Raw genomic sequence first — 24,279 nt, 5'->3', positions numbered from 1 at the left:
AGCCTTCCACTACCTCATGCCGGGCATCATACCCTTCATGGAACGCATCATCTTCATCATGCCGCCGCCCGACAATTTCTTCATCATCGTCTGCATTTGCTCGAATTGCGTCAGCATGCGGTTCACTTCCTGCACTTGCACGCCGGCGCCGGCGGCGATGCGGCGCTTGCGCGTGGCCTTGATCAGTTCAGGCTTGGCGCGTTCCTGCGGCGTCATCGAGTCGATGATGCCGCACATGCGGCGCACCTGCTTGTCGGCTTGATCCATGTTCTTGCCGCCTGCCGCCTGCTGGAACTGGGCCGGCAGCTTGTCCATCAGGTTGGCCATGCCGCCCATTTTCTTCATTTGGCCCAATTGCGCCTTGAAGTCGTTCATGTCGAACTTGCCGCCGACCTTGATTTTTTGCGCCAGGTCGGCCGCCGCCTTGCTGTCGACGCCCTTGCGCGCTTCTTCCACCAGGGCGAGGATGTCGCCCATGCCCAGGATACGGTTGGCCATGCGGGTCGGGTCGAACGCTTCCAGGCCGTCGAGTTTTTCCGAGACACCGGCAAACTTGATCGGCTTGCCCGTGATGTGGCGCACGGACAGGGCCGCACCGCCGCGCGCGTCACCGTCAAGCTTGGTCAGCACGATACCCGTCAGCGGCAGCGCATCATTGAAGGCCTTGGCCGTGTTGATGGCGTCCTGGCCCAGCATGGCGTCAACGACAAACAGGGTTTCGATCGGTTTCACGGCGCCGTGGACGGCGGCGATTTCGCGCATCATCTCTTCGTCGATACCGAGGCGACCGGCCGTATCGATGATCAGCACGTCGTGGTAATGCTTTTTCGCCCAGTCCAGCGCGGCCAGGGCGATATCGACCGGCTTGTCCGTGCTGCTGGACGGGAAGAAGTCGGCGCCCACCTGGGCGGTGACCGATTGCAGCTGGGCGATCGCGGCGGGACGGTACACGTCGGCCGAGACGGTCAGCACTTTCTTCTTCTTTTCTTCCTTCAGGTACTTCGCCAGCTTGCCGACGGTGGTGGTTTTACCCACACCCTGCAAACCGGCCATCAGGATGATGGCGGGCGGCTGTTGCGCAAAGCTGATCTGCGACGCTTCCGGGCCCAGGTCGGCGCCCATCAGGGCGGCCAGCTCGCGCTGCACCACGCCAACCAGGGCCTGGCCTGGCGTCAGCGAGGAAATGACATCCTCGCCCATGGCTTTTTCTTTGACTTTGGCGATGAATTCGCGCACGGCGGGCAGGGCGACGTCGGCTTCGAGCAGCGCCAGGCGCACTTCGCGCAGCATGTCGGCGGTGTTCGCTTCGGTCAGGCGCGCCTCGCCGCGCATGGTCTTGACGACTTTGGCAAGCCGTTGGGTGAGATTATCTAGCATGATGAACCTGCAATGAAAAGCTTGGGAGTGGGCGGCGAAAGCCGGACGATGGCCGTCATTTTACCTTATCGCGGTTGGCTGGCGGTCCTGCGCTGCATCGCCTGGCGGTTGGCCTGCTTTTGAATTAGTTGGTATTTCTGGCAATGCCGCGATTGCATGAAAGTCAAAAACACGGTTAAAATGAGAATAATTCTTATTTACATTCTCGGGTGCCGCACGCCTGAGCGGAAAGGGATGCCATGTCGGCCGCCGATTTTGCACAGCAACAAGACCTGCACGCGCTCTACAGCAGCCATCACGGCTGGCTGCAGGGCTGGCTGCGGCATAAGCTGGGCAATGCGGGCGACGCGGCGGACCTGGCGCAAGACACCTTCATCAGCGTGCTGACGGCCGATTCCGCGCCGCAGATCCGCGAAGCGCGGCCGTTTCTCGCTACCATCGCGCGCCGTCTGGTGGCGCACCGCTACCGCCGGCAAGTGCTGGAAGACGCGTATCTGGAGGCGCTCGCTTGCCTGCCGCCCGAGGTGGCGCCCGCGCCCGAAGAACGGCTGTTGGCGCTGGAAGCCTTGCAGGAAATCGACCAGGCCCTCGACGGCTTGCCGGCGCCCGTGCGCACGGCGTTCCTGCTGGCGCAACTGGAGGGCCTCAGCTATGCCGAGATCGCCGCGCGTCTGAACGTGTCGGCCAGCTCGGTCAAGCAATACCTGACGCGTGCCAACCGCCAGGTGTTTTTCTCCCTGCCGGCATGAGCACGGTGGCAGAACCCGCAGCCCCGGCAGCCATCCGCGAGGACGTGCAGCAGCAGGCGGCCGAGTGGCTGACCGTGCTGATGTCGAGCGAGGCCAGCAAAGCGGAACACGCCGCCTGGCAGCGCTGGCGCGAGGCCGACCCGGAACACGAACGGGCCTGGCAGCATATCGACGCTGTCACGCAACGGATCAACGGCTTGCACCGCGGTGCGGCCGCACAGGCGCTGGCCGGCACGCAGCAGCAAGCCGTCAACGGCAAGCGGCGCCAGTTGCTGGCGTGGCTGGGCGTGGCGGCCGGCGGCGGCATGCTGGCCGCGCAGACGGATGCCTGGGATGGCGTGCGCGCCCTGCGCGCCGACTACCGCACGGCCAAGGGCGAGCGGCGCGAGGTGGTGCTGGACGATGGCAGCGTGCTCAGCCTGAATACGGCTTCGGCCGTGAACGTGCGTTTCGACGCCAGCCGGCGCCTGATCGAGCTGCTGGCTGGCGAGATCCTCGTCACCAGCGGCCATGGCGCCGGCAGCGACGCGCCTTTGGTGGTGGCCACGCGCGAAGGCCGTGTGCGTGCACTGGGCACTCGCTTTGCCGTGCGCCAGCAGGATGGCTACAGCACCGTGGACGTGTTGGAAAGCGCCGTTGAAATCCTGCCCCGCGACGGCAGCGGCGCGCCCTTGCTGCTGGCGGCCGGCCACGGCGTGGCGTTTTCCCGTCAGGCGCCAGACGCGCCGCACGCCATCGATGCATATGCGCACGCCTGGTCGCACGGGCAGCTGATCGTCGACGACGTGACCCTCGGCGATTTCCTGGCCGACCTGGCCCGCTACCGCCCCGGCGTGATTCATTGCGCGCCGGAGGTGGCCCAGCTGCGCCTGTCGGGCGTGTTCCCGCTGGCCGACACCCAGCGCATCCTGAACATGCTGCCCAACTCACTGCCGGTGCAGGTGCGCAGCCGCACGCGGTATTGGGTCAGCGTCGAACCGGCGCCGTAGTACCCACAAAATATATTTGCAGCCGGACTGCCCGTTTTTTGTTTTCGCGGCACCTACAGAGTAGGCGCCTGTTTTTTACCGTCTGATGACGCCACCACTATCAGGAACTTGCATGTCGCACGCTTTGCCTTTTGTCAGTTTGCCATCGTCTCACTCCGCACTGCGTCCGCTGGCGCAGGCCGCGGCGGCCTTGTGCCTGGCCGCCAGCCTGCCGGCGCTGGCGCAGCAGGCCGCGCCTGCCATCCCTGCTGCCGAACAGACCATGCTTGGCGTGTCCGTCACGGCAGGGCGCGATGCGACGACGGAAGGCAGCGGCTCCTATACGACGGGCGTGAGCAATACGGCAACCAAGCTGAACCTGTCGCTGCGCGAAACGCCGCAGTCGGTCAGCGTGCTGACGCGCCAGCAGATCGACGACCTGGGCATCACGACACTGGACGACGCCGTGCAGTCGATCACGGGCCTTGTCATGCAAAAGGGCAACTTTACGGGCGATTCAGGCAGTTTCAGCGCACGCGGCTTTCCAGTCGAGAACATCCTGTTCGATGGCTTGCCTACCAGCCTGGGCGCGAACGGCACCTTCAATGGCGACAATGACGACCTGGCCATCTATGACCGCATCGAAGTGGTGCGCGGCGCCACGGGCTTGATGACGGGCAGCGGCACGCCCAGCGCGGCCATCAATATGGTGCGCAAGCGCCCGACGGCCACGCCGCAAGCGTCATTCTCGGCCAGCGTCGGCAGCTGGAGCAACTACCGGCTGGAAGCGGATGCGGCCAACGCGCTCAACGAAGCGAAGACCCTGCGCGGACGCATCGTCGCGACGGTGCAGGACAAGAATGATTTTGTCGACGTGCTGCATGGCCGCAATCACCAGCTGTACGGCATCATCGAGGCCGATTTGCGCCCCGACACCACCTTGACCCTGGGCGCCCACTACCGCAAGACGGATAACGACGGCATCGCGACGGGCGTGGTGACGGCCGCCGACGGCAGCTTTTTGAACTTGCCCCGCTCGACCTACCTGGGCACCGACTTCGATGACTGGCGCCAGACCGATAAAACCATCTTCGCCGAGCTGGAGCACCGCTTCGCCAACGGCTGGAAGGCCAAGCTGGCCGCCACGCGCAAGACGCCCGAGATCGACACGACGTTTTCCGGCATCAACCGCCGCGGCGACACCCTGCGCTTCAATTCGCAAAGCTACCGCGCCGAGCTGGCCAACACCAGCTATGACGCGTATGCCAGCGGCAGCTACAGCCTGTTCGGCCGCGAACACGAGCTGACGGTCGGCGCCAGCCACCGCCGTTCGTCGAAAAACAGCTATGGCGGCTGGGCCCCGTACAGCTGGGGCGCGGCGGCGCCGGTGCTCGACCCGTTCAACTGGGATGCGGGCAGCGTGGCGCGTCCCGTCATCAATTACGCGCAGTGGCGCACGGCCAGCATCACCGAACAAAGCGGCGTGTATGCGGGCACGCGCATGCGCCTGGCCGAGCCGCTGTCACTGGTGCTGGGCGGGCGCGTGAGCTGGTACAAGGACGATGCCGGCTACTCGGTGGCGCGCGAATTCACGCCCTACGCCGGTGTCGTGTATGACCTCGACAAGCAGCATTCCGTGTACGCCAGCTGGACCGAGATCTTCCAGCCGCAAGCGTCCACCGACGCCAATGGGCAGCCCCTGAAGCCGGTCAGCGGCACCAACTATGAAGCGGGCGTGAAGGGCGAATACTTCGGCGGCGCCCTCAATGCCAGCGCGGCCGTGTTCCAGATCCGCCAGCAAAACCGCGGCGTGGACGACCTGGCCGGCCCGAATCCCTGCCCTGGCAGCACCTGGGGCTATTGCCAGCGCGCGTCGGGCGAAGTGCGCAGCGAAGGCGTGGAGCTGGACGTGGCGGGCGCGCTGACGCCCGACTGGCAGCTGTCGGCCGGTTTTACGTATGTGAAGGCGCAATTTACGCGCGACAGCGATCCGGCCAATATCGGCAAGGATTTCAACAGCCGCTATCCGCGCCAGCAGCTCAAGCTGGCCACCAGCTACCGCCTGTCCGGCGCAGCGCAGGGCTGGCGCATCGGCGCTTCGGTGTACGGGCAGGGCGCGACCGAGTCGAAGGAAGGCGCCTACCATCTGCGCCAGGGCCGCTACGCGATCGTGGGTCTGAACGCCGCGTGGCAGATCGACAGCCGCGCCGAGCTGCGCCTGAACGTGAACAATGCGCTCGACAAGCGCTACTACCAGAGCATCTACTCCGATGTGGTGGGCAACCTGGTGGGCACGCCGCGCAACCTGATGCTGACCTTGAACTACACATTGTAAATAACCGCTTTTGAATGATCTATCTTGATGAAGGATGCATGGCTTATGGAAGTGCAGTTGAATCTGGCCCGCGATGGCGCGCGCCAGCGTATGCCGCGGGGAGCGCCGCGATGATGAAATCGGCCCACATGATGTTGTTCTCGCGCGTGCTGGCCGCCGTCTTTGGCGGCTATGCGCTGACATCCGGCGTGGCCGTGCTGCTGGCCGCCGTGCTGCCGCTGTCGCGCGCCGAAGCCGTGCTGACGGCGACCCTGAGCGCCTTCGTCGTCTACACCTGCGCCGTGATCTGGGTCTTTGCCGTGCAAGACCTGCGCCGTGCCTGGCTCGGCATGCTGCTGCCGGCCATCGTCTGCGGCGGCATCGGCATGCTGCTGTCGCGAGGTGCCGCATGAACGCCGTCAAGGTAGACAAAGTGGTGAAAACGCCGCAGCAGGGCGGCTTGCGCCAGGCCATGGCCTGGCTGCATACGTGGAGCGGCCTGTGGATTTCCTGGCTACTGTTCGCCATTTTCCTGACCGGCACCCTGGCCGTCTTCGACGACCCGATCGGCCACTGGATGACGCCCGAACACGCGCTGGAAGAGGCGGCGCACGCGAACGATCCGCCGCTGCCGAAGGTCACGGACCGCGCGCACCGCCTGGAACTGGCGCTCGACTTCATGGCGAAGGAACACCCGAAGGCGGACATGTGGGAGATATGGCCCGTGCAGCGTCCCGGCCACGGCCTGTCCGCCTACTGGTTTCAGCCCAGCGGCGGCTATGGCTCGGCGGACCTCGATCCGCTGACGGGCGCCGTCATCGAGCATGCGCGCGAGGCAACGGAGCGCGACACCATCGGCGGCCACCATTTCGTCGATTTCCATTACGAGCTGCATGCGGGACGCATCGGCGTATGGATCGTCGCCATCACCACCATGATCATGCTGGTGGCGCTGGTCAGTGGCGTCATCACGCACAAGCGCATCTTCAAGGATTTCTTCACCTTCCGCCCGGCCAAGGGCCAGCGTTCGTGGCTCGACGCGCACAACGCGGTGGCCGTGCTGACGTTGCCGTTCCAGTTCATGATCGCCTACACGGGCCTGGCCTTCTTCAGCGATGACTATGTGCCGGCCCCCGTGGTGGCGCAATACGGCATGGATAATCCCAAGAAGGCCTTTTTGAGCGACTGGAACGATGCGGGCAAGCCTGCGCGCTCGGGCCAGCCGCTGGCCATTCCCGCGCTGGAATCGTTCGCGCTGCGCGCCGAGCAGGCCATCGGCCAGGAAATCCGCGCCGTGGTGCTGGACAATCCGAACGATGCCTCCATGCGCGTCTGCATGTATGGCTGGAACGAGGACGCGGATTTGCTGGAACGGATCAGCGCCAATTCGGGCCGGGCCTGCTATGCGCTGGCCACGGGCGAGCAGGTTGCCTTGCGCCTGCCGGGCGAGTCGGACACGGGCGGCGCGGGCCTGACGCGCTCCGTCATGTCGAACCTGCACATGGTCGGTTTCGGCGGCACGCCGATGCGCTGGCTGTACTTCTTCTGCGGCCTGGCCGGTACGGCCATGATGGGCACGGGGGCGATCCTGTTCATGGTCAAGCGCCGCCAGAAGTCCGGCGGCGAGTTCGGCGCCTACACGCAGCGCGTGTACCGGGTCATCACATGCCTGAACGTGGCGGCGATCGCCGGCTTGGCCATCGCCTGCGTGGGCTTTCTGTGGGCGAACCGTTTGATCCCCGTCGGCATCGAGCAGCGCGCCGGCTGGGAAGTGCGCGCCTTCTTCGGTGTGTGGTTTGTGATGCTGGTGCACGCCTGCCTGCGCGGGGAAAAGCGCGCGTGGATCGAGCAATTGGGCTTGCTTGCTGCCCTGTGCCTGCTGCTGCCTGTATTGAATGTCCTGAGTACGGGCGACAACCTGGCGGCGCAGATCGCGCGCGGCGATTGGGAAAGCGCCGGCGTGGAACTGGGCAGCATGGCTTTCGGCCTGCTGGCCGCCTGGGGCGCGTGGAAAGTCCACAAGCGCAAGGAAAAACCGCTCAAGAAGGCTGCACCCAAGGAAAACGCTGCGCCCACGGCCAGCCTGCAAGTCAATACGGAAGGACAGTCATGATCACTACCATCCTTTGCGCGCTGGGCCTGTCGTATGCGGGCATGGCCAGCCTGTCGCTGGCGATGGACCGCCACCATGGCCAGGTCTGGGGCAGGGACGCGGCGCCGAACGTGCGGCGCGCGCTGCAACTGGCCGGTACCGTCCTGCTGGCGCTGGCCATCTGGCCCTGCGTGGCTGGCTGGAGCGCCACCGTCGGCGTGGTTGCCTGGTTGGGATTCATCGGGGCCGGCGCGCTGCTGGTGGCCCTGCTGCTGCCATATGCCCCCCGCTTGCTGTTTCGTAGTTCCCTGCTGGCAGCCGTCGCCGCGCTGGCAGGTCTTGTGACGTTCCTGCGGTGATGTTCACCGCCATTTTCAAGGATAGACCGATGTACTTTTCACGCCTGGCGACACCGATTGATGTTTTGAATGTATTGAAAGTGGTTGCCTGATGGCGGCCCGTCTGCCTTCCCGCCGCGCCCGCATCCTGGGCGGCGTGGTCTTGCTGGCGCTGTTTGGCGCCGGCGCCCTGTGGGCCACGCGCGGCCCGGCCACCGTATTCGACACGGCGCCCGTCAAGCGCGGCAATATCGAAGCGAGCGTCACGGCCATCGGCACCTTGCAGCCGCAAACCTATGTCGACGTGGGCGCGCAAGTGTCGGGCCAGATCACGCGCCTGCACGTGCAGCCCGGCAGCGCCGTGGAAAAAGGCCAGTTGCTGGCCGAGATCGACCCCAGCGTGCAGCAAGCCACGGTCGATGCGGGTCGCGCCGCGCTGGCGGGCTTGCGTGCGCAGCTGGCCGACCAGCAGGCGCAGCACCGCCTGGCCGGCCAGCAGCATGGCCGCCAGAAGCAGATGGCCAAGTTCGACTCTACGCCCTTGGCTGACCTGGAAACGGCCGAAGCCACGCTGGCCTCGGCCGGCGCCAAGATCGACCACCTGAAGGCGCAGATCGACCAGACCCAGGCCAGCCTGAAGGCGGACGAGGCGCGCCTCGGCTATACGCGCATCTACGCGCCGATGGCCGGCAAGGTGGTGGGCCTGGACGCGAAGGAAGGACAAACCCTGAACGCCACGTACCAAACGCCGAACATCCTGCGCATCGCCGATCTGTCGGCCATGACGGTATGGACGGAAGTATCGGAAGCGGACGTGCGCCGCGTGCGCCCGGACATGCCCGTGTACTTCACCACCCTGGGCGGCGACCAGCGGCGCTGGAGCGGCAAGGTGCGGCAAGTGCTGCCGGCCCCGCCGGTGCCCGGTGGTGCTGCCGCCGGCACGGCCCTGGCGCCGTCGACCAGCAAGGTGATTTTATATACCGTGTTGTTCGACGTGGATAACGCCGATGGTGAACTGATGCCGCAGATGACGGCGCAAGTGGTGTTTGTCACGGCCGCGGCGAACAATGTGCTGGCCGTGCCCTTGCCGGCCCTGAAACCCTCGACGGAAGAAGGCGCCAAGCCGGGGCAGTTCACGGCCCGCGTGATGGATGCGGACGGCAAGGTCGATACGCGCGCCGTCACCGTAGGCGTGCGCAACCGCCTCAGCGCGGAAGTGCTGCAAGGCTTGCGCGAAGGCGAGTTGCTGGTCACGGGCGAGCAGCCGGCCGGCAACGGCAGCAGCAGGTTCCAGCTGTGAGCGCGATGAGTGAGGCCGCGTCGCTGGGGCAACCCGGGCAGCCGGAGCAGGCGGCGCCATTGATTGAGCTTGCCGGCATCCGCAAGCGCTACGGCGGCCATGACGGCGCGCCGGCCGTGGAAGTGCTGCGCGGCCTGACCCTGTCGATTGGCGCCGGCGAATTCGTCGCCATCGTCGGCGCCTCCGGTTCCGGCAAGTCGACCCTGATGCATTTGCTTGGCTGTCTTGACCGGCCCAGCGACGGCATTTACCGCTTCGCCGGCCAGGATGTGGCCAGCCTGAATCCCGATGAACTGGCGTGGCTGCGGCGCGAAGCGTTCGGCTTCGTCTTCCAGGGGTATCACCTGATCGCCACCGAATCGGCGCGCGAAAACGTGGAAGTGCCGGCCTTGTATGCGGGCATGCCGGCGGCCGCCCGCCACGCCCGTTCGGAAGCGCTGCTCAAGCGCCTGGGCCTGGGCGAGCGGCTCGATCACCGGCCGAACCAGTTGTCCGGCGGGCAGCAGCAGCGCGTGTCGATCGCGCGCGCGCTGATGAACGGCGGGCGCATCATCCTCGCCGATGAACCGACGGGGGCGCTCGACAGCAGCAGCGGCGCCGAAGTCATGGCCCTGTTGGGCGAACTGGCCGACGCGGGCCACACCATCATCCTGATCACGCATGATCGCAAGGTGGCGGCCCAGGCGCGCCGCGTGATCGAGATCAGCGATGGTGAAATCATCGCAGACTCGGGCGCCATCGCCATTCCCGCCACGTCGACGGCCTTGCCGCCGCTGGACATGGCGCGCGCCGCGCACGATACAGGTGCGTCGCTGGGCACGGAATTGCTCGACGCGGCGCGCGCCGCCTGGCGCGTGCTGTGGATCAACCGCTTCCGCACGGGCTTGACCTTGCTCGGCATCGTCATCGGCGTCGCCTCGGTCATCGTCATGCTGGCCATCGGCCTGGGCACGCGCCAGCAAGTGATGGCGCAACTGGGCGCCTTCGGCTCGAATCTGCTGTACATGGCGTCGCGCGGCGAAAGTTCGCGCATCCCGGGGCGCAGCATCACCCTGGCCGATCTCGATGCACTGAAAGACGTGCCGGGCATTACCCACGTGCTGCCGAATGTCACGGGCAACAAGGTGATCCGCCATGGCAACCTCGACGTGCAGACCTATGTGCGCGGCACGGGGCCGGCCTTGCCGCAGATCCAGACCTGGCCCGTGGCCAAGGGCGGCTTCTTTACCGAGGAAGACGAGCGCGAGATGGCCACCGTGGCCGTACTGGGTGCGCACCTGGCGGAAAAGCTGATGCCCGACGTGCCCAATCCCGTGGGGCAGAGCATCCTGATCGGCAATGTGCCGTTCCAGGTGATCGGCGTGATGAGCGCGAAGGGTGCACTGACGGGCGAGAAGGATGAAGACGACGTGCTGCTGCTGCCGTTTTCCACGGCCGGCATTCGTGTCTTCGGTCAGCGCGAGCCGACGTACACCGTCATGGCGGTGGCCGACGTCAAGCGCGTGACGGAGGTGGAGGCGGCGGTCGACGCCACCATGTTCGAGCGCCATCGCATCCGCGACTACGGCATCAGCAACGCGGCCGCGTCGATCGCCGCCGAAGCCAAGACGCAGGACAACATGACCATGATGCTCAGCCTGATCGCCGCCGTCTCGCTGGTGGTGGGCGGTATCGGCGTCATGAACGTGATGCTGATGACGGTGCGCGAGCGCACGCGCGAAATCGGCATCCGCATGGCGACGGGCGCGCGCCGGCGCGACATCCTGCGCCAGTTCCTCACCGAAGCCGTGCTGGTGTCGGTGGTGGGCGGCGTGGCCGGCATCGTGGTCGGCGTGACGGTGGCCGGCTTGCTGCTGGTATGGGACGTGCCGGTGATCTTTTCCCTGAGCGCCATCGCCGGCGCGTTTGCCTGCGCCGTGGTGACGGGGCTGGTGTTTGGCTTCATGCCGGCGCGCAAGGCGTCGGGCCTCGACCCCGTCGTGGCGCTGGCTGGCCAGTAAGGCCGGCTGTTGTAAAAACGCCGGCGCAATGCCTGCCATCGCGGCCAGGCATTGCGCCGGCGTTGTTGTTTCGGCTAAAATGAGAATAATTCTTATTTGCATTGGTGCCAGGCGCCTGACAGGAAAGGATGCCCATGTCGGCCGCCGACTTCGCCCTACAGCAAGACCACTCTTCTCCCACGCATGCCGCCCAGGCGCTGTACCAGCAGCACCACGGCTGGCTGCATGGCTGGTTGCGCTACAAGCTGGGCAATGCCGCCGACGCGGCCGACCTGGCGCACGACACCTTCATCCGCATCCTGGCGCGGCGCGACCTCGGCGCCATCAGCCAGCCGCGCGCCTACCTGACGACGGTGGCGCGCGGCATCCTGATCAACTGGTACCAGCGCCAGGCGCTCGAACGCGCCTATCTTGACGCCATCGCCCTGCTGCCCGAAGCGCAAGCGCCTTCATGCGAAGAGCAATTGCTGATCCTGGAAACCCTGCACCAGGTCGACGCCATGCTCGACTCCCTGCCGGCCGTGGTGCGGCGCGCCTTTCTGCTGTCGCAGCTGGAAGGGCTGACGTATGACGCCATTGCCGTACGGCTGGACGTGTCGCTGGCCAGCGTGAAGCGCTATATGAAGCAGGCGTTCCTGGCGTGCCTGCGGCTCGATGGCGACTAGCTTGGGGACCCGTGTCCCCATCGATCCGCGCGTGCTCGAGCAGGCGGCTGACTGGCTGATGCAACTGCACTCGGGCGCGGCCAGCGCGCAGCAGCGGCGCGAATGCGAACGCTGGCGCGCAAGCGACCCGGAACATGCGCGCGCCTGGCAGCGTGCCGAAGCGCTGCTGGGCAAGCTGGGTGGCCTGCCGCCGGAGTTGGCCATGCCGGCGCTGGACCGGTCCCGCGCATCGCGAACCTCGGCGCGCCGCGCCGCGCTGCTGAAACTGGCGGCCCTGCTGGCCGTGGTGCCCGGCGCCTGGCTGCTGATGGAGCAGCAGGGCTGGCGCCACGATTACCGGACGGCGACGGGCGAGCGGCGCAACATCGTGCTGGCCGATGGCAGCCGCATCAGCCTCAATACGGCCACCACCCTGGACGTGCAATTCGATGGCGCGCAGCGTCTGCTGACCCTGCGGCGCGGTGAAATCGCCGTGCAGACGTCGCCCGATCCACAAGGCCGTGCGTTTTTCGTCGCCACGGCCGAAGGCCGGCTCGAAGCGCTGGGCACGGTATTTTCCGTGCGCCAGGAGGAGGGCCGGACGGCGCTGGCCGTGCGGGAAAGCCGCGTGCGCGTGCTGGCGCACAGCGGTGCGCAGCACATCATTGCGGCGGGTTCGCAGGTGGCCTTCACAGCGGCGGCTATCGGCGAACCGCGAGCGCTGGACGCCGGAGAGCTGGCGTGGCAGCGCGGCATGCTGCTGGCCGACGCCATGCGCCTGCACGATTTTGCGCTGGAACTGGGCCGCTACCGGCCCGGCATCGTGCGCTGCGATCCCCGCGTGGCCAATGTGCGCGTCTCGGGGGCGTTTCCCATCACGGATACGGATGCGGCGCTGGTGATGCTGGTGTCGACCTATCCCGTGGCGGCGCGCACGCGCCTTGGCGGCTATTGGGTCACCCTGGATGCGCCTGAATAAATAGTTTTCAAAACCTGACACTTTTTTCGCGCCGGGCTGGCAAGGGGAAGAAGATCCCATTGCCATGTAAAGGAAACGTCATGCCCGCAGCTCCCTTCCGTTCCATCGTTTTTCTCTCCGTCCACCTTGCCATGCTGGCCATGGCGGCACCCGCCCATGCGGCGTCGCTCGACGCGCCCGTCGCGCGCAGCATCGAACTGCCGGCCGGTCCTTTGGGCCGCAACCTGTCCACCGTGGCCGTCGAAGCGGGCATCGCCCTGTCCTTCGATCCGGCCCTGACGGCGGGGTTGAACAGTCCCGCGCTGAGCGGCAGCTATACCCCGCGCGCAGCGCTTGCGCGCCTGCTGGCCGGCAGCGGCCTGGAAATCACCGGCCGCAGCGACGGCAGCTATACTTTGCAAAAAGTTGCGCCCGCGACACCTGCAGCCGCTGCTGCGGCTACCACCGCCAGCGCCGCCGGCGAGCAAACCCTGGCCGCGATCCGCGTGCGCGCGCGCCGCTCCAGCGATGGCAGCACGGAAGGCACGGGTTCCTACACGAGCCGCGTCACCAGCATCGCTTCCAAGGGCGACCAGTCGTTCCGCGAAATTCCCCAGTCGGTGTCCGTGGTGACGCGCCAGCAGCTCGATGACCAGGACGTCAAGGATATCGGCGGCGCCATGGCGCTGACGCCGGGCATCACCTCCAAGCGCGTGAACGGCCACGCCTACAATTTCTATTCGCGCGGCTTCCAGATCGACAGCATGCAGATCGATGGCGGCGCCCCCTTCAATATCGGCAGCTATACCGCGACGGCAATCCAGGATATGGCGATGTATGACAGGGTCGAGGTGATGCGCGGCGCGTCCGGCCTGCTGGCCGGTGCCGGTGATCCGGGCGGCATCATCAACCTGGCGCGCAAGAAGCCGCTCGAGCACCGGCAACTGACGGCTGCCTTGTCGGCGGGCAGCTGGAGCAATTATCGCGCCGACATCGACGCCACCGGGCCGCTCGCGTATGACGGCCGGCTGCGCGGCAGGGTGGTGGCCATGTATGAAAATGATGGCTCCTTCATGCGCCACTTCCGCACGGAAAAGGCGCTCGTGTACGGCGTGCTGGAAGCGGATCTGCCCGCGGGATCGCTGTTGACCGTGGGCGCTTCGCAGGCCAAGCGTGATACGACTGGCAGTGGTTCCGGCTTGCCCCGCTATGCGGACGGCGCCGATGTGCAGTTGCCGCGCTCGACCAACCTGAGCCAGCCCTGGGGTTATGTTGACAACGAGGTCACGGAACTGTTTGCCCAGCTCGAACACCGTTTTGCCGCTGGCTGGAAGCTGAAAATCAATGCCAGCCATGTCGAGCAGAGCTCCAAGGGGCGCGGCACGTTTACCACTGGCGCCGTGGAACCTGGCGGCAGTGATGGCGTCGTGTGGGCCGGCACGCGCAACAATGCCTGGAATCACCAGAATGTGCTGGACCTGAACCTGACGGGCAATTTCGGGCTGCTGGGACGCACGCATGAGTTGCTGCTGGGGGCAGACCGGCAGAAGGTCACGAGCTACTGGGATTCGGCCCGGCAGACGGGGGCCGGCACTACCCCGGCCAATCCCTTCGATCCCGATGCCACGCCCTGGACGGGTGGCGATAATGGCCCTGTCTGGTACCGTTTCCATCCATGGGAGCAGGAACAATATGGCGCTTACGGCACCGTGCGCCTGCATCCCAGCGACCAGCTACACGTGGTGCTGGGCGCGCGCCTGGCCCGCTACAAGTTCAAGCAATACGTGGCATCCCTGGACGGCGACACGGGAAGCTGGTCGCCCGATTCGGACAGCCGCTTCAGCGAGCCGACCAAGCTGACGCCGTATGGCGGCATCATTTACGACCTCAATCCACAGTGGTCGGCGTATGCCAGCTATTCCGCCATCTTCAAGCCGCAGGCGCTGTACAAGGCGGGGCCAGTGCCGGGCACCTCGCTCAAGCCCATCACGGGCAAGAGCTATGAAGGCGGCCTCAAGGGCGAATTGCTTGAGGGCCGCCTGAATGCCACCTTCAGCCTGTTCCATGTCGAACGCAGTGGCGAGGCCGTGCTGGACCCTGGCTATCCGGAAGAAACCGACCTGTATGCTGGCAATTGCTGCTATTTGCCGCAGGGCAAGGTGACCAGCCGCGGCGTGGATATGGAAGTGGGCGGCGAACTCTTGCCCGGCTTGCAGGCCGCCGCCGGCTATACCTTTAACCACAGCAAGAATAACAGCACGGGCTTGCCTTTCAGCAGCATCACGCCCAAGCATCTGTTCAAGCTGTCGACGGCGTACACCTTGCCTGGCGCCTGGTCGGCCTGGAAGGTGGGCGGCAATGTCGCCATCCAGAGCGCCAACTACACGAGCGGCACGGTGGTCACGCGCGATGGCGGCGAGCAGGACTTCCAGTTTACGCAGGGCGGCTATGCCGTCTGGAGCGCTCTGGCGCAGTACCGCATCGATCCCCGCTGGTCGCTGGCCCTGAACGTCAATAACGTCTTCGACAAGCGCTACTATGAAAAGACGGGCTACACGGGGGGCGGCAACTGGTATGGCGCGCCACGCAATGCGAGCCTGACCCTGCGCGCCACGTTTTAAGCAGGATGGGCTGGCTAGGGCAAAAAAATGTTGCCCTGGCTCCAACACGCGGTACTATCTCCTGATAATAAAAGCAGTGTTTCGCGTGCCCTTGCGGGCACACACCAACCACCACAGGAGAACCCGATGCAGAAAAAATCAACTTTGAAGACCGGTATCGCAGCCGCCCTCGTGCTGGCCTTCGGCATGGGCGCCGTGCAGGCGCAGGCGCAGGAAGTCGTACGCCTGGGCAATCTGAAATTCGCCCATTACGGCGCCGTGTCGTACATCAAGGAAATCGCGCCCAAGTGCGGCATCAAGGTCGAAGAGCATATCTTCGCCAAGGGCCTCGACGTGATGCAGGCGATTATCGCGGGCGAGCTGGACGTGGGGGCGACGGCGTCGGAAGCGGCCATTTCCGGCCGCGCCGGCGGTGCGCCGATCTATGTGGTGGCCGGTTTTGCCAAGGGCGGCGCGCGCCTGGTTGCGGGCGCCGGGCAAAAGATCGCCAGCGTCAAGGAACTCAAGGGCAAGCGCGTGGGCGTGACGCGCGGCGGCATCCAGGAAGTGTTGCTCTTGGCCGAGCTGTCGCAGGCGGGCCTGACGTATTCCGAAACCAAGGGCAAGGATGTGCAGCTGGTGTTCCTGGCCTACGCCGACTTGAACCAGGCGCTGATGGGCAAGAATATCGACGCCATGATGCAGTCGGAGCCGCAATCGTCGCAGGCCATCAACAAGGGTTTCGGCAGTGAAGTCATCAAACCGTACGACACGCCGATCGGCGAGCCCGTGCGCACCATGGTGATGACGGAAAAGTTCTACAAGGAACGCCGTCCCGTGGCGGAAAAATTCATGCGCTGCTTCGTCGAAGCCACCAAGACCTTTATCGACAACAAGGCGACGGCGGAAAAGTACGTGCGCGAAGTGGTGTTCCGCGGCCAGATCACGAAGGATGACTTCGACGACGCGATCAGCAATTCGCCGTATTCGTATGACATCTCGCCCGAGCATATCCAGATCACCACGGACGTGATGGTGAAAACGGGCGTGGGCCGCATGACGAAGCCGCCTGTGGCCAAGGACTGGGTCAAGACGGACTTGCTGGAACAGGCGAAAAAGAGCCTGAACGTGAAGTAAGCCGGATATTGGCAATACCCGATGGCCCGCTTAAGCGGGCCATCATTTTTTTGCGGCATACTAATATATATAAGCAGGCGGTGCGAAAGATTGCCGAAATCTTGAGGGTGCGCCACCCCGTCATGCCTCAGGCGCGATATCATGGCAGGCTTGCGGCATTGGTTGGCGGCGTCGTGCCTGTCACCGGGCTGTCGCCTGAATCGCGCTTGTCGGCTATGGTGTAAACTTAAACTATGCAGATCTATTTCTTTTTCATCGCCGCCCTGTTGTACGCGGTGTGCGCGGTGCTTCCCTCGTCTCGTGCCCGGCTCATTGCCGGCCTGACCGGCGTCGCCTGGCTGGCGCACGCCGCCACCCTGTGGTTCGACCTGATGGCGCCGGGCACTTTGCGCTTCGGTTTTTCCGCCATGCTGTCGGCCGCGCTGTGGGTCTCGGTGGGCGCCTACTGGATAGAGAACCGCAACTTCAGCCTGGACGGACTGCGCCGCATGGTCATGCCCAGCGCCGTCCTCGCCATCGGCCTGGCCTGGGCCTTTCCTGGCAGCCAGGTCAACATGGAAGGCAAGTCAGCCGTCTTCGGCTGGCATATCGCCGTCGCCGTGCTCGCCTACAGCACTTTGACGATTGCCGCCTTTCACGCCGTGCTGATGGCGCTGCAGGAATCGCGTCTGCATACGCGCAGCGAAAGCCGTGGCTTCATCGGCACGGCGCTGGACCAGTTGCCAGCCCTGCTGACGATGGAAAAGCTGCTGTTCCGCATGATCGGTCTGGGTTTTATTTTGCTCAGCCTGACTGTGCTGTCGGGCATCGTGTTTTCCGAGCAATTATTTGGCAAGGCGCTCAACTGGGATCACAAATCCGTGTTTACCATGCTGTCGTGGCTGCTGTTTGCCTCGCTGCTGGCAGGGCGCCGCTTCCGCGGCTGGCGCGGCAAGACGGCCCTGAGCTTTACCCTGGCCGGTTTCGCCACCTTGTTGCTGGCCTATGTCGGCAGCCGTTTTGTACTGGAAGTGGTTTTACACCGAGGATTCGCATGACACGTGTTTTATTCTGGCTGGCGCTGGTGTTTCTGGTGCTGTTTGCTATCCGCAGCAAGATTCGTGGCATGCAGCAACGGGCCCGTGCGCAACAGCAACAGCGGCCGAATCCGTTTACGCCACCGGTGCGGCCGCAGGAATTGCCGGATGCCGAGCTGATGCTGTGCTGCGCCCATTGCGGCGTGTACTACCCGGCCTCGGAAAACGTGCAGGCCAAGGGCCACGACTACTGCAGCCACGCGCACGCCACGGTGTAAGGGCGGGCCCGCAGGTTCGCGCGCGTTGCTCATCCGTATCGTAACGTCCTCCGGCATCCGTCCGGCGTAGCATCTGCAACAGGCGGTTCGCCGCCGCCATTGCAGAAAGGCGCGCCTCATGTCCCGTCCCAACCCCAGTCCGCATACCGCTGCCAGCATGCCGCCGGCGCCACAATTGAGCGGCAACTCGCTGCCCATGCAGGCGCTGCGCGCGCAGATCGGCCGCATCGCCCGCTGTGGCGCGCCGGTGGCCATCCGCGGCGAATCGGGCACGGGCAAGGAACTGGCGGCGCGCGCCATCCATGCGCAGGGCGCGCGCGCCAGCTTCCCGTTTATCGCCGTCAACTGCGGTGCCATTCCCGAAGCGCTGATGGAAGCGGAATTCTTCGGCTGCCGCCCGGGCGCCTATACGGGCGCGCTGCACGAACGCCAGGGCTTGTTCCAGGCGGCCCATGGCGGCAGCCTGCTGCTCGACGAAGTCGATGACCTGCCGCTGACCATGCAGGTAAAACTGTTGCGCGTGCTGCAAGAGCGCCGCGTGCGCAAGCTGGGCGGCAGCAGGGACGAGGCCGTCGACGTGCGCATCCTGTGCGCCAGCCAGCATGGCCTGGCGCGCGGCGTGGCCGCCGGCACGTTTCGCCAGGACCTGTTTTACCGCCTGCATGTGATCGAGCTGGCGCTGCCGCCGCTGCGCGAGCGGCGCGGCGATCTGCAGGTATTATGTGAGGTGATCCTCGCGCGCCTGTCGCCGCACCGGACCGTGAGCCTGGCGCCACCGGTGCTGGCGGCCCTGGCCGCGTACGCGTTTCCCGGTAATGTGCGCGAACTGGAAAACGTGCTGGAGCGGGCGCTGGCCTTTGCCGACGGCGGCGTGATCGCGCTCGACGGGCTGGCCTTGCCCTCCGCGGCGGGCAGCATGCCCTTGCGCGCGGCAGCGGCATTGCCGGATTTGCCGGAACGGCAACTGTGCCTGCCCGGCACGGCGGCGCATGGCGTGGCCAAGGTCCTGCCGCTGGACATGTATTTGCGCCAGGCCGAGCGCGACATGATCGTGCTGGCGCTGGTGCAGGCGCGCTACCACCGTGCGCGGGCGGCGCGCCAGCTGGGCCTGAGCGTGCGCCAGTTGCGTTACCGCATGCAGAAATTGACGATACAGGAAGCCCTATTTGATGAGCGCATGGATGATAGATGAAGACGGCTGGTGCGACGGCGCGTTGCGCTATGACTCGCCGTACCACGATGCGCGCCCGGACGGGGTGCATGTCGATTTGCTGGTGATCCATAACATCAGTTTGCCGGGTGGCCACTTTGGCGGACCGCATGTGTCGGACTTGTTTACGGGCCGGGTAGATTATAATGCCGATCCTTCTTTCGCCGACCTGCGTGGCTTGCAGGTGTCGGCGCACTTTTTTGTGCGGCGCGATGGTGCGCTGTTGCAATATGTTTCTACTGATCAACGTGCCTGGCATGCGGGCGCGTCCACCTTCGAGGGACGCCCGCAGTGCAATGGCTATTCCATCGGTATCGAAATGGAAGGCGCGGACGATGTGCCCTTCCAGCGGCGGCAATATCATGTGCTGGCGGCGCTGACGGCGGCACTGGTGGCGCGCTACGGTCTGTCCCAGGTGCGCGGCCACGAGCATATCGCGCCGGGAAGGAAGACGGATCCGGGGCCGTTTTTCGACTGGTATTTTTACCAAGAGTGCTGGCTGGAAACCTTGCGCGGGCAAGCTGCGTTAGCGCTTACTTCGCGGGGATTGGGCTTTCCATCCATGCCCTGAAAAGTCAACCGAAATCGTATATGAAAATACAAAAAATTACGCCCGCGGATGCCGGAAAACTATTGCATCCCCCTCCGATGGGCACTACAATTAGTGCAGAAGTTGGATGTAAAGACTATATGTAGTGCCATCACAGACGTTTTCAGAATTATTGTCAAAGCTACCCGGATTGCTGATAAAGCACTGGAACTGGCGGTTTATCACCCTTGATCGTGTTTTGCGCCAGCCGGGCAGTGCGGTGTGGCGAGATGGATACTGACCTGTTTTATGCATTATAAATTTACTATTTAGCAACAAATACCTGAAGAAACCCTGACCATCGGGCGTTCTATTCAACAACACACGCGGCAGCAAAACTGCAGGCTGACTTTAGCTGACAACGGGAGCTTCAATGCAATCACCACAAGATATTTCCATCCATCCAACGCCAGTATCGCCAGCGCCAGGCGCGGCCAACAGCGTAGCGAGCACGGGCGCGGCATTGGGCGACTATCGCATCATCCGCCGCAACGGCGCGGTGGTGGCATTTGAGCCTTCGAAGATCGCCATCGCCATGACCAAGGCGTTTTTGGCCGTTAACGGCGGCCAGGGCGCAGCCTCGGCACGCATCCGCGAACTGGTGGAACAACTGACCGACGGCGTGGTCGCCGCGCTGGTGCGCCGCCATCCGGGCGGCGGCACCTTCCATATCGAAGACGTGCAAGACCAGGTGGAACTGTCGCTGATGCGTTCGGGTGAGCACGACGTGGCGCGTGCCTACGTGCTGTACCGCGCCAAGCACATGGAAGAGCGCCGCCTGCAGAAGGAAGCGCAGGGCGCTTCCGCGCAAGTTTCCGCACCACAATTGAACGTGCTGGATAACGGCGTGCGCCGCCTGCTGGACATGCAGGAAGTGCGCGACCTGATCAACGCCGCCTGTGCCGGCCTGGAAAAGCACGTCGATGCCGACGCCATCCTCGCTGAAACCGTGAAAAACCTGTACGACGGCGTGCCTGTCGAAGAGCTGCACAAGTCGGCCATCCTGGCGGCGCGCGCGCTGATGGAAAAAGACCCGGCCTACAGCCAGGTCACGGCCCGCATCCTGCTGCACACGGTGCGCAAGGAAGTGTTCGGCAAGGAAGTGCCGCAAGCGGCCGCTGCCGCCGAATACCTGACGTATTTCCCGCAATACATCGCCAAGGGCATCGCCGCCGAGCTGCTGAACCCGGTACTCGCCAGTTTCGACCTGGAGCGTCTGGCAAAAGCCATCGTCGCCGACCGCGACTTGCAGTTCGGCTACATCGGCCTGCAAACCCTGTATGACCGCTACTTCCTGCACATCCAGGACGTGCGCATCGAAATGCCGCAGGCGTTCTACATGCGCGTGGCCATGGGCCTGGCGCTGAACGAAGCGGACCGCGAAGCGCGCGCCATCGAGTTCTACAGCCTGCTGTCCTCGTTCGACTTCATGAGCTCGACCCCGACCCTGTTCAACTCGGGCACCCTGCGTTCGCAGCTGTCGTCGTGCTACCTGAGCACCGTCTCGGATGACCTGGAAGGCATCTACGACGCCATCAAGGACAACGCGCTGCTGGCCAAGTTCGCCGGCGGCCTGGGTAACGACTGGACGCCAGTGCGCGCCCTGGGCGCCCACATCAAGGGTACCAACGGCAAGTCGCAAGGCGTGGTGCCGTTCCTGAAAGTAGTCAATGACACGGCCGTGGCGGTCAACCAGGGCGGCAAGCGCAAGGGCGCCGTCTGCGCCTACCTGGAAACCTGGCACATGGATATCGAGGAATTCCTCGACCTGCGCAAGAACACGGGCGACGACCGCCGCCGCACGCACGACATGAACACGGCGAACTGGATTCCCGACATGTTCATGAAGCGCGTCATGGAAAAAGGCGATTGGACCCTGTTCTCGCCGTCGGACACGCCAGACCTGCACGACAAGGTCGGCAAGGCCTTCGAACAGGCTTACCTGGGCTACGAAGCCAAGGCTGCCGCCGGCGAAATCCGCGTCTTCAAGAAGATCGCCGCGCTGGACCTGTGGCGCAAGATGCTGTCGATGCTGTTTGAAACGGGCCACCCATGGATCACGTTCAAGGATCCTTGCAACATCCGCAGCCCGCAGTCGCACGTCGGCGTCGTCCACAGCTCGAACCTGTGCACGGAAATCACGCTGAACACGGGACCTGACGAAATCGCCGTCTGCAACCTCGGCTCCGTCAACATGCCGGCGCACATGAAGGAAGGCAAGCTCGATCACGTCAAGCTGGCCAAGACCGTGCGCACCGCCATGCGCATGCTCGACAACGTCATCGACATCAATTACTACGCCGTCGAGAAGGCGCGCAATTCGAACATGCGCCACCGTCCGGTCGGCATGGGCGTGATGGGCTTCCAGGACTGCCTGCACATGATGCGCATCCCGTTCGCCTCGGACGCCGCCGTGTCGTTTGCCGACACCTCGATGGAAGCCGTCTGCTACTACGCCTACCTGGCGTCGACGGAACTGGCCGAAGAACGCGGCCGCTATGAATCGTACGCCGGTTCGCTGTGGGACCGTGGCATCCTGCCACAGGACTCGGTGAAACTGCTGGCCGAAGAGCGCGGCGGCTACCTGGAAGTCGATTCCTCGTCGGCCATGGACTGGACCCCGGTGCGCGAACGCATCGCCAAGTTCGGCATGCGCAACTCGAACTGCGTGGCGATCGCCCCGACGGCGACGATTTCGAACATCATCGGCGTCTCGGCCTGTATCGAGCCGACGTTCCAGAACCTGTACGTGAAATCGAACCTGTCGGGCGAATTCACCGAGATCAACGGCTACCTGGTGCGCGACCTGAAGGCACGCGACCTGTGGGATGAAGTCATGATCTCCGACCTGAAGTACTTCGACGGCTCGCTGGTGAAGATCGACCGCATCCCGCAAGACCTGCGCGATATCTACGCCACCGCCTTCGAAGTGTCGCCAAGCTGGCTGGTGGAAGCGGCTTCGCGTCGCCAGAAGTGGATCGACCAGGCCCAGTCGCTGAACATCTACATGGCTGGCGCCTCGGGCAAGAAACTGGACGAGACCTACAAGCTGGCATGGCTGCGTGGCCTGAAAACCACCTACTACCTGCGTACCATCGCCGCTACCCACATGGAGAAATCGACCTCCAAGACGGGCGCCCTGAACGCCGTGGCAGTCGACGGCGGCATGTCGGCCAGCGCGCAAAGCGCCCAGGCAGCCGTCGTGGCGGCAGCAGCGGTGGCCGTGGCGCCGGTAGTGGCAGCGGCAGCGGACGACGCCGATGGCGAAGCTTGCTACCTGCGTCCGGGTGATGACGGCTTTGAAGAGTGCGAAGCCTGCCAGTAAGATTTTAGTTGTCAGCCCGGCACGGTCGGGCTGATTCAATGTTGTCAATGTCCGCATTGTCCGATACAACGGGCCTGTTGCGGATCGCCGGCTCGCCGGCATGGAAAGGAAGAAGAATATGTCGTTGTCATGGGATGATGAAACCACGTCGGCAGCTGTGCCGCGTCCGGCGCAGCAAGCGCCACTGGGTAATACCGAATTGAACCTGCCGGCAGGTGCCGAGCCGTCCGAAGCGAACGCCGAGCAAGTGGCGCGCCGCGTGAATGCCGACGACAAGCGCATCATCAACGGCAAGACGGACGTCAACCAGCTGGTGCCGTTCAAGTACAAATGGGCCTGGGACAAATACCTGGCCGGCTGCGCCAACCACTGGATGCCGCAGGAAGTGAACATGCAGCGAGACATCGAGCTGTGGAAGAACCCGAACGGCCTGACGGACGACGAGCGTCGCCTGGTCAAGCGCAACCTGGGCTTCTTCGTGACGGCCGACTCGCTGGCCGCCAATAACATCGTGCTGGGCACCTACCGCCACATCACGGCGCCCGAGTGCCGCCAGTACCTGCTGCGCCAGGCGTTCGAGGAAGCGATCCACACGCACGCCTACCAGTACATCGTCGAATCGCTGGGCCTGGACGAAGGCGAGATCTTCAACGCCTACAACGAAGTCAAGTCGATCCGCGACAAGGATGAATTCCTGATCCCGTTCATCAACACCCTGACCGACCCTGCGTTCGTCACCGGCACGGTGGAAAACGACCAGAAGCTGTTGAAATCCCTGATCGTCTTTGCCTGCCTGATGGAAGGCCTGTTCTTCTACGTGGGCTTCACGCAGATCCTGGCGCTGGGCCGCCAGAACAAGATGATGGGCGCTGCCGAGCAGTACCAGTACATCCTGCGCGACGAATCGATGCACTGCAACTTCGGCATCGACTTGATCAACACGATCAAGATGGAAAACCCGCAGCTGTGGACGGCCGAATTCCGCGAAGAGATTAAAGTGTTGTTCATGCAGGCCGTGGAACTGGAATACGCATACGCGGAAGACACCATGCCGCGCGGCGTGCTGGGTTTGAACGCGCCGATGTTCAAGGGTTACCTGCGCTTCATCGCCAACCGCCGCGCGCAGCAGATCGGCATCGAGCCGCTGTTCGCCCAGGAAGAAAATCCATTCCCGTGGATGAGCGAAATGATCGACATGAAGAAGGAGCGTAACTTCTTCGAGACGCGCGTGACCGAGTACCAGACAGGTGGTGCGCTGAACTGGGAATAAGCCTTTTTCAGTCAACGCCAAAAAGCGCCGTCATCGTGACGGCGCTTTTTTTTCGCGTGCATGGCGGCGGCAAAATGCGTCCATCATCGGGCCATGCGACGCGGCTTGCGCCAG

Annotated in this window: 19 protein-coding genes; 18 read left to right on the top strand and 1 reads right to left on the bottom strand. The window is 64.3% G+C overall.

Going from position 1 to position 24,279, the window contains the following annotated elements:
- Positions 1–9: 9 nt before the first annotated feature.
- On the bottom strand, positions 10–1,377 hold the full coding sequence (gene ffh / locus AC3IQ7_RS26255; RefSeq protein ID WP_034780269.1) for a signal recognition particle protein: 1,368 nt from the start codon (positions 1,375–1,377) through the stop codon (positions 10–12).
- A gap of 239 nt (positions 1,378–1,616) precedes the next feature.
- Here ffh and AC3IQ7_RS26250 point away from each other — a divergent pair, with 239 nt between their 5' ends.
- The 18 genes from AC3IQ7_RS26250 (at position 1,617) to AC3IQ7_RS26165 (ending at position 24,165) form a co-directional block, all read left to right on the top strand.
- Positions 1,617–2,126, top strand: coding sequence for a sigma-70 family RNA polymerase sigma factor (locus AC3IQ7_RS26250; RefSeq protein WP_099376517.1), 510 nt, complete (start codon positions 1,617–1,619; stop codon positions 2,124–2,126).
- Complete coding sequence (locus tag AC3IQ7_RS26245; RefSeq protein ID WP_489207731.1) at positions 2,123–3,115, top strand: FecR domain-containing protein; 993 nt, start codon at positions 2,123–2,125, stop codon at positions 3,113–3,115. The genes AC3IQ7_RS26250 and AC3IQ7_RS26245 overlap by 4 nt, the downstream gene beginning before the upstream one ends.
- 112 nt (positions 3,116–3,227) lie before the next feature.
- The gene (locus tag AC3IQ7_RS26240; protein WP_489207730.1) at positions 3,228–5,429 is read left to right on the top strand and encodes a TonB-dependent siderophore receptor; all 2,202 of its coding nucleotides are present in this window, start codon (positions 3,228–3,230) and stop codon (positions 5,427–5,429) included.
- A 110-nt stretch (positions 5,430–5,539) separates the two neighbouring features.
- A complete protein-coding gene (locus tag AC3IQ7_RS26235) occupies positions 5,540–5,821 on the top strand; it encodes a hypothetical protein (protein ID WP_489207729.1) in 282 nt (93 codons plus the stop codon).
- On the top strand, positions 5,818–7,521 hold the full coding sequence (locus AC3IQ7_RS26230) for a PepSY-associated TM helix domain-containing protein (RefSeq protein WP_489207728.1): 1,704 nt from the start codon (positions 5,818–5,820) through the stop codon (positions 7,519–7,521). The genes AC3IQ7_RS26235 and AC3IQ7_RS26230 overlap by 4 nt, the downstream gene beginning before the upstream one ends.
- Positions 7,518–7,859 (top strand): DUF3325 domain-containing protein, encoded by a 342-nt coding sequence (locus AC3IQ7_RS26225; RefSeq protein WP_099376521.1) that lies wholly within the window; start codon positions 7,518–7,520, stop codon positions 7,857–7,859. The genes AC3IQ7_RS26230 and AC3IQ7_RS26225 overlap by 4 nt, the downstream gene beginning before the upstream one ends.
- A gap of 91 nt (positions 7,860–7,950) precedes the next feature.
- A complete protein-coding gene (locus tag AC3IQ7_RS26220) occupies positions 7,951–9,138 on the top strand; it encodes an efflux RND transporter periplasmic adaptor subunit (protein WP_489207727.1) in 1,188 nt (395 codons plus the stop codon).
- A gap of 5 nt (positions 9,139–9,143) precedes the next feature.
- The gene (locus AC3IQ7_RS26215; protein ID WP_489210528.1) at positions 9,144–11,138 is read left to right on the top strand and encodes a MacB family efflux pump subunit; all 1,995 of its coding nucleotides are present in this window, start codon (positions 9,144–9,146) and stop codon (positions 11,136–11,138) included.
- 134 nt (positions 11,139–11,272) lie between these two features.
- Positions 11,273–11,803, top strand: a complete 531-nt coding sequence (locus tag AC3IQ7_RS26210) for a sigma-70 family RNA polymerase sigma factor (RefSeq protein ID WP_489207726.1) — start codon at positions 11,273–11,275, stop codon at positions 11,801–11,803.
- A gap of 1 nt (position 11,804) precedes the next feature.
- Positions 11,805–12,761, top strand: a complete 957-nt coding sequence (locus tag AC3IQ7_RS26205; protein ID WP_489207725.1) for a FecR domain-containing protein — start codon at positions 11,805–11,807, stop codon at positions 12,759–12,761.
- Positions 12,762–12,841: 80 nt separating this feature from the next.
- Positions 12,842–15,361, top strand: a complete 2,520-nt coding sequence (locus AC3IQ7_RS26200) for a TonB-dependent siderophore receptor (protein WP_489207724.1) — start codon at positions 12,842–12,844, stop codon at positions 15,359–15,361.
- Positions 15,362–15,547: 186 nt separating this feature from the next.
- Positions 15,548–16,477, top strand: a complete 930-nt coding sequence (locus AC3IQ7_RS26195) for an ABC transporter substrate-binding protein (RefSeq protein WP_099376700.1) — start codon at positions 15,548–15,550, stop codon at positions 16,475–16,477.
- Between the two features lie 233 nt (positions 16,478–16,710).
- Positions 16,711–17,514, top strand: a complete 804-nt coding sequence (locus AC3IQ7_RS26190) for a cytochrome C assembly family protein (protein ID WP_322426128.1) — start codon at positions 16,711–16,713, stop codon at positions 17,512–17,514.
- Positions 17,511–17,771 carry a PP0621 family protein gene (locus AC3IQ7_RS26185; protein ID WP_099376528.1) on the top strand — a complete coding sequence of 87 codons (261 nt, stop codon included), beginning with the start codon at positions 17,511–17,513 and terminating at the stop codon, positions 17,769–17,771. Before AC3IQ7_RS26190 ends, AC3IQ7_RS26185 begins: the two co-directional genes overlap by 4 nt.
- Positions 17,772–17,889: 118 nt before the next feature.
- On the top strand, positions 17,890–18,963 hold the full coding sequence (locus tag AC3IQ7_RS26180) for a sigma 54-interacting transcriptional regulator (protein WP_489207723.1): 1,074 nt from the start codon (positions 17,890–17,892) through the stop codon (positions 18,961–18,963).
- Positions 18,941–19,552 carry a 1,6-anhydro-N-acetylmuramyl-L-alanine amidase AmpD gene (ampD, locus tag AC3IQ7_RS26175; protein WP_489207722.1) on the top strand — a complete coding sequence of 204 codons (612 nt, stop codon included), beginning with the start codon at positions 18,941–18,943 and terminating at the stop codon, positions 19,550–19,552. Before AC3IQ7_RS26180 ends, ampD begins: the two co-directional genes overlap by 23 nt.
- Before the next feature lie 391 nt (positions 19,553–19,943).
- Positions 19,944–22,895, top strand: a complete 2,952-nt coding sequence (locus AC3IQ7_RS26170; RefSeq protein ID WP_099376531.1) for a ribonucleoside-diphosphate reductase subunit alpha — start codon at positions 19,944–19,946, stop codon at positions 22,893–22,895.
- 118 nt (positions 22,896–23,013) lie between these two features.
- Complete coding sequence (locus AC3IQ7_RS26165; protein ID WP_034746600.1) at positions 23,014–24,165, top strand: ribonucleotide-diphosphate reductase subunit beta; 1,152 nt, start codon at positions 23,014–23,016, stop codon at positions 24,163–24,165.
- The last annotated feature ends 114 nt before the right edge of the window (positions 24,166–24,279 follow it).

Source organism: Janthinobacterium sp. GL_088, from assembly GCF_057837845.1.
Note: the sequence above shows the minus strand (reverse complement) of the source record. Positions and strands in the feature narration are given on the sequence as shown.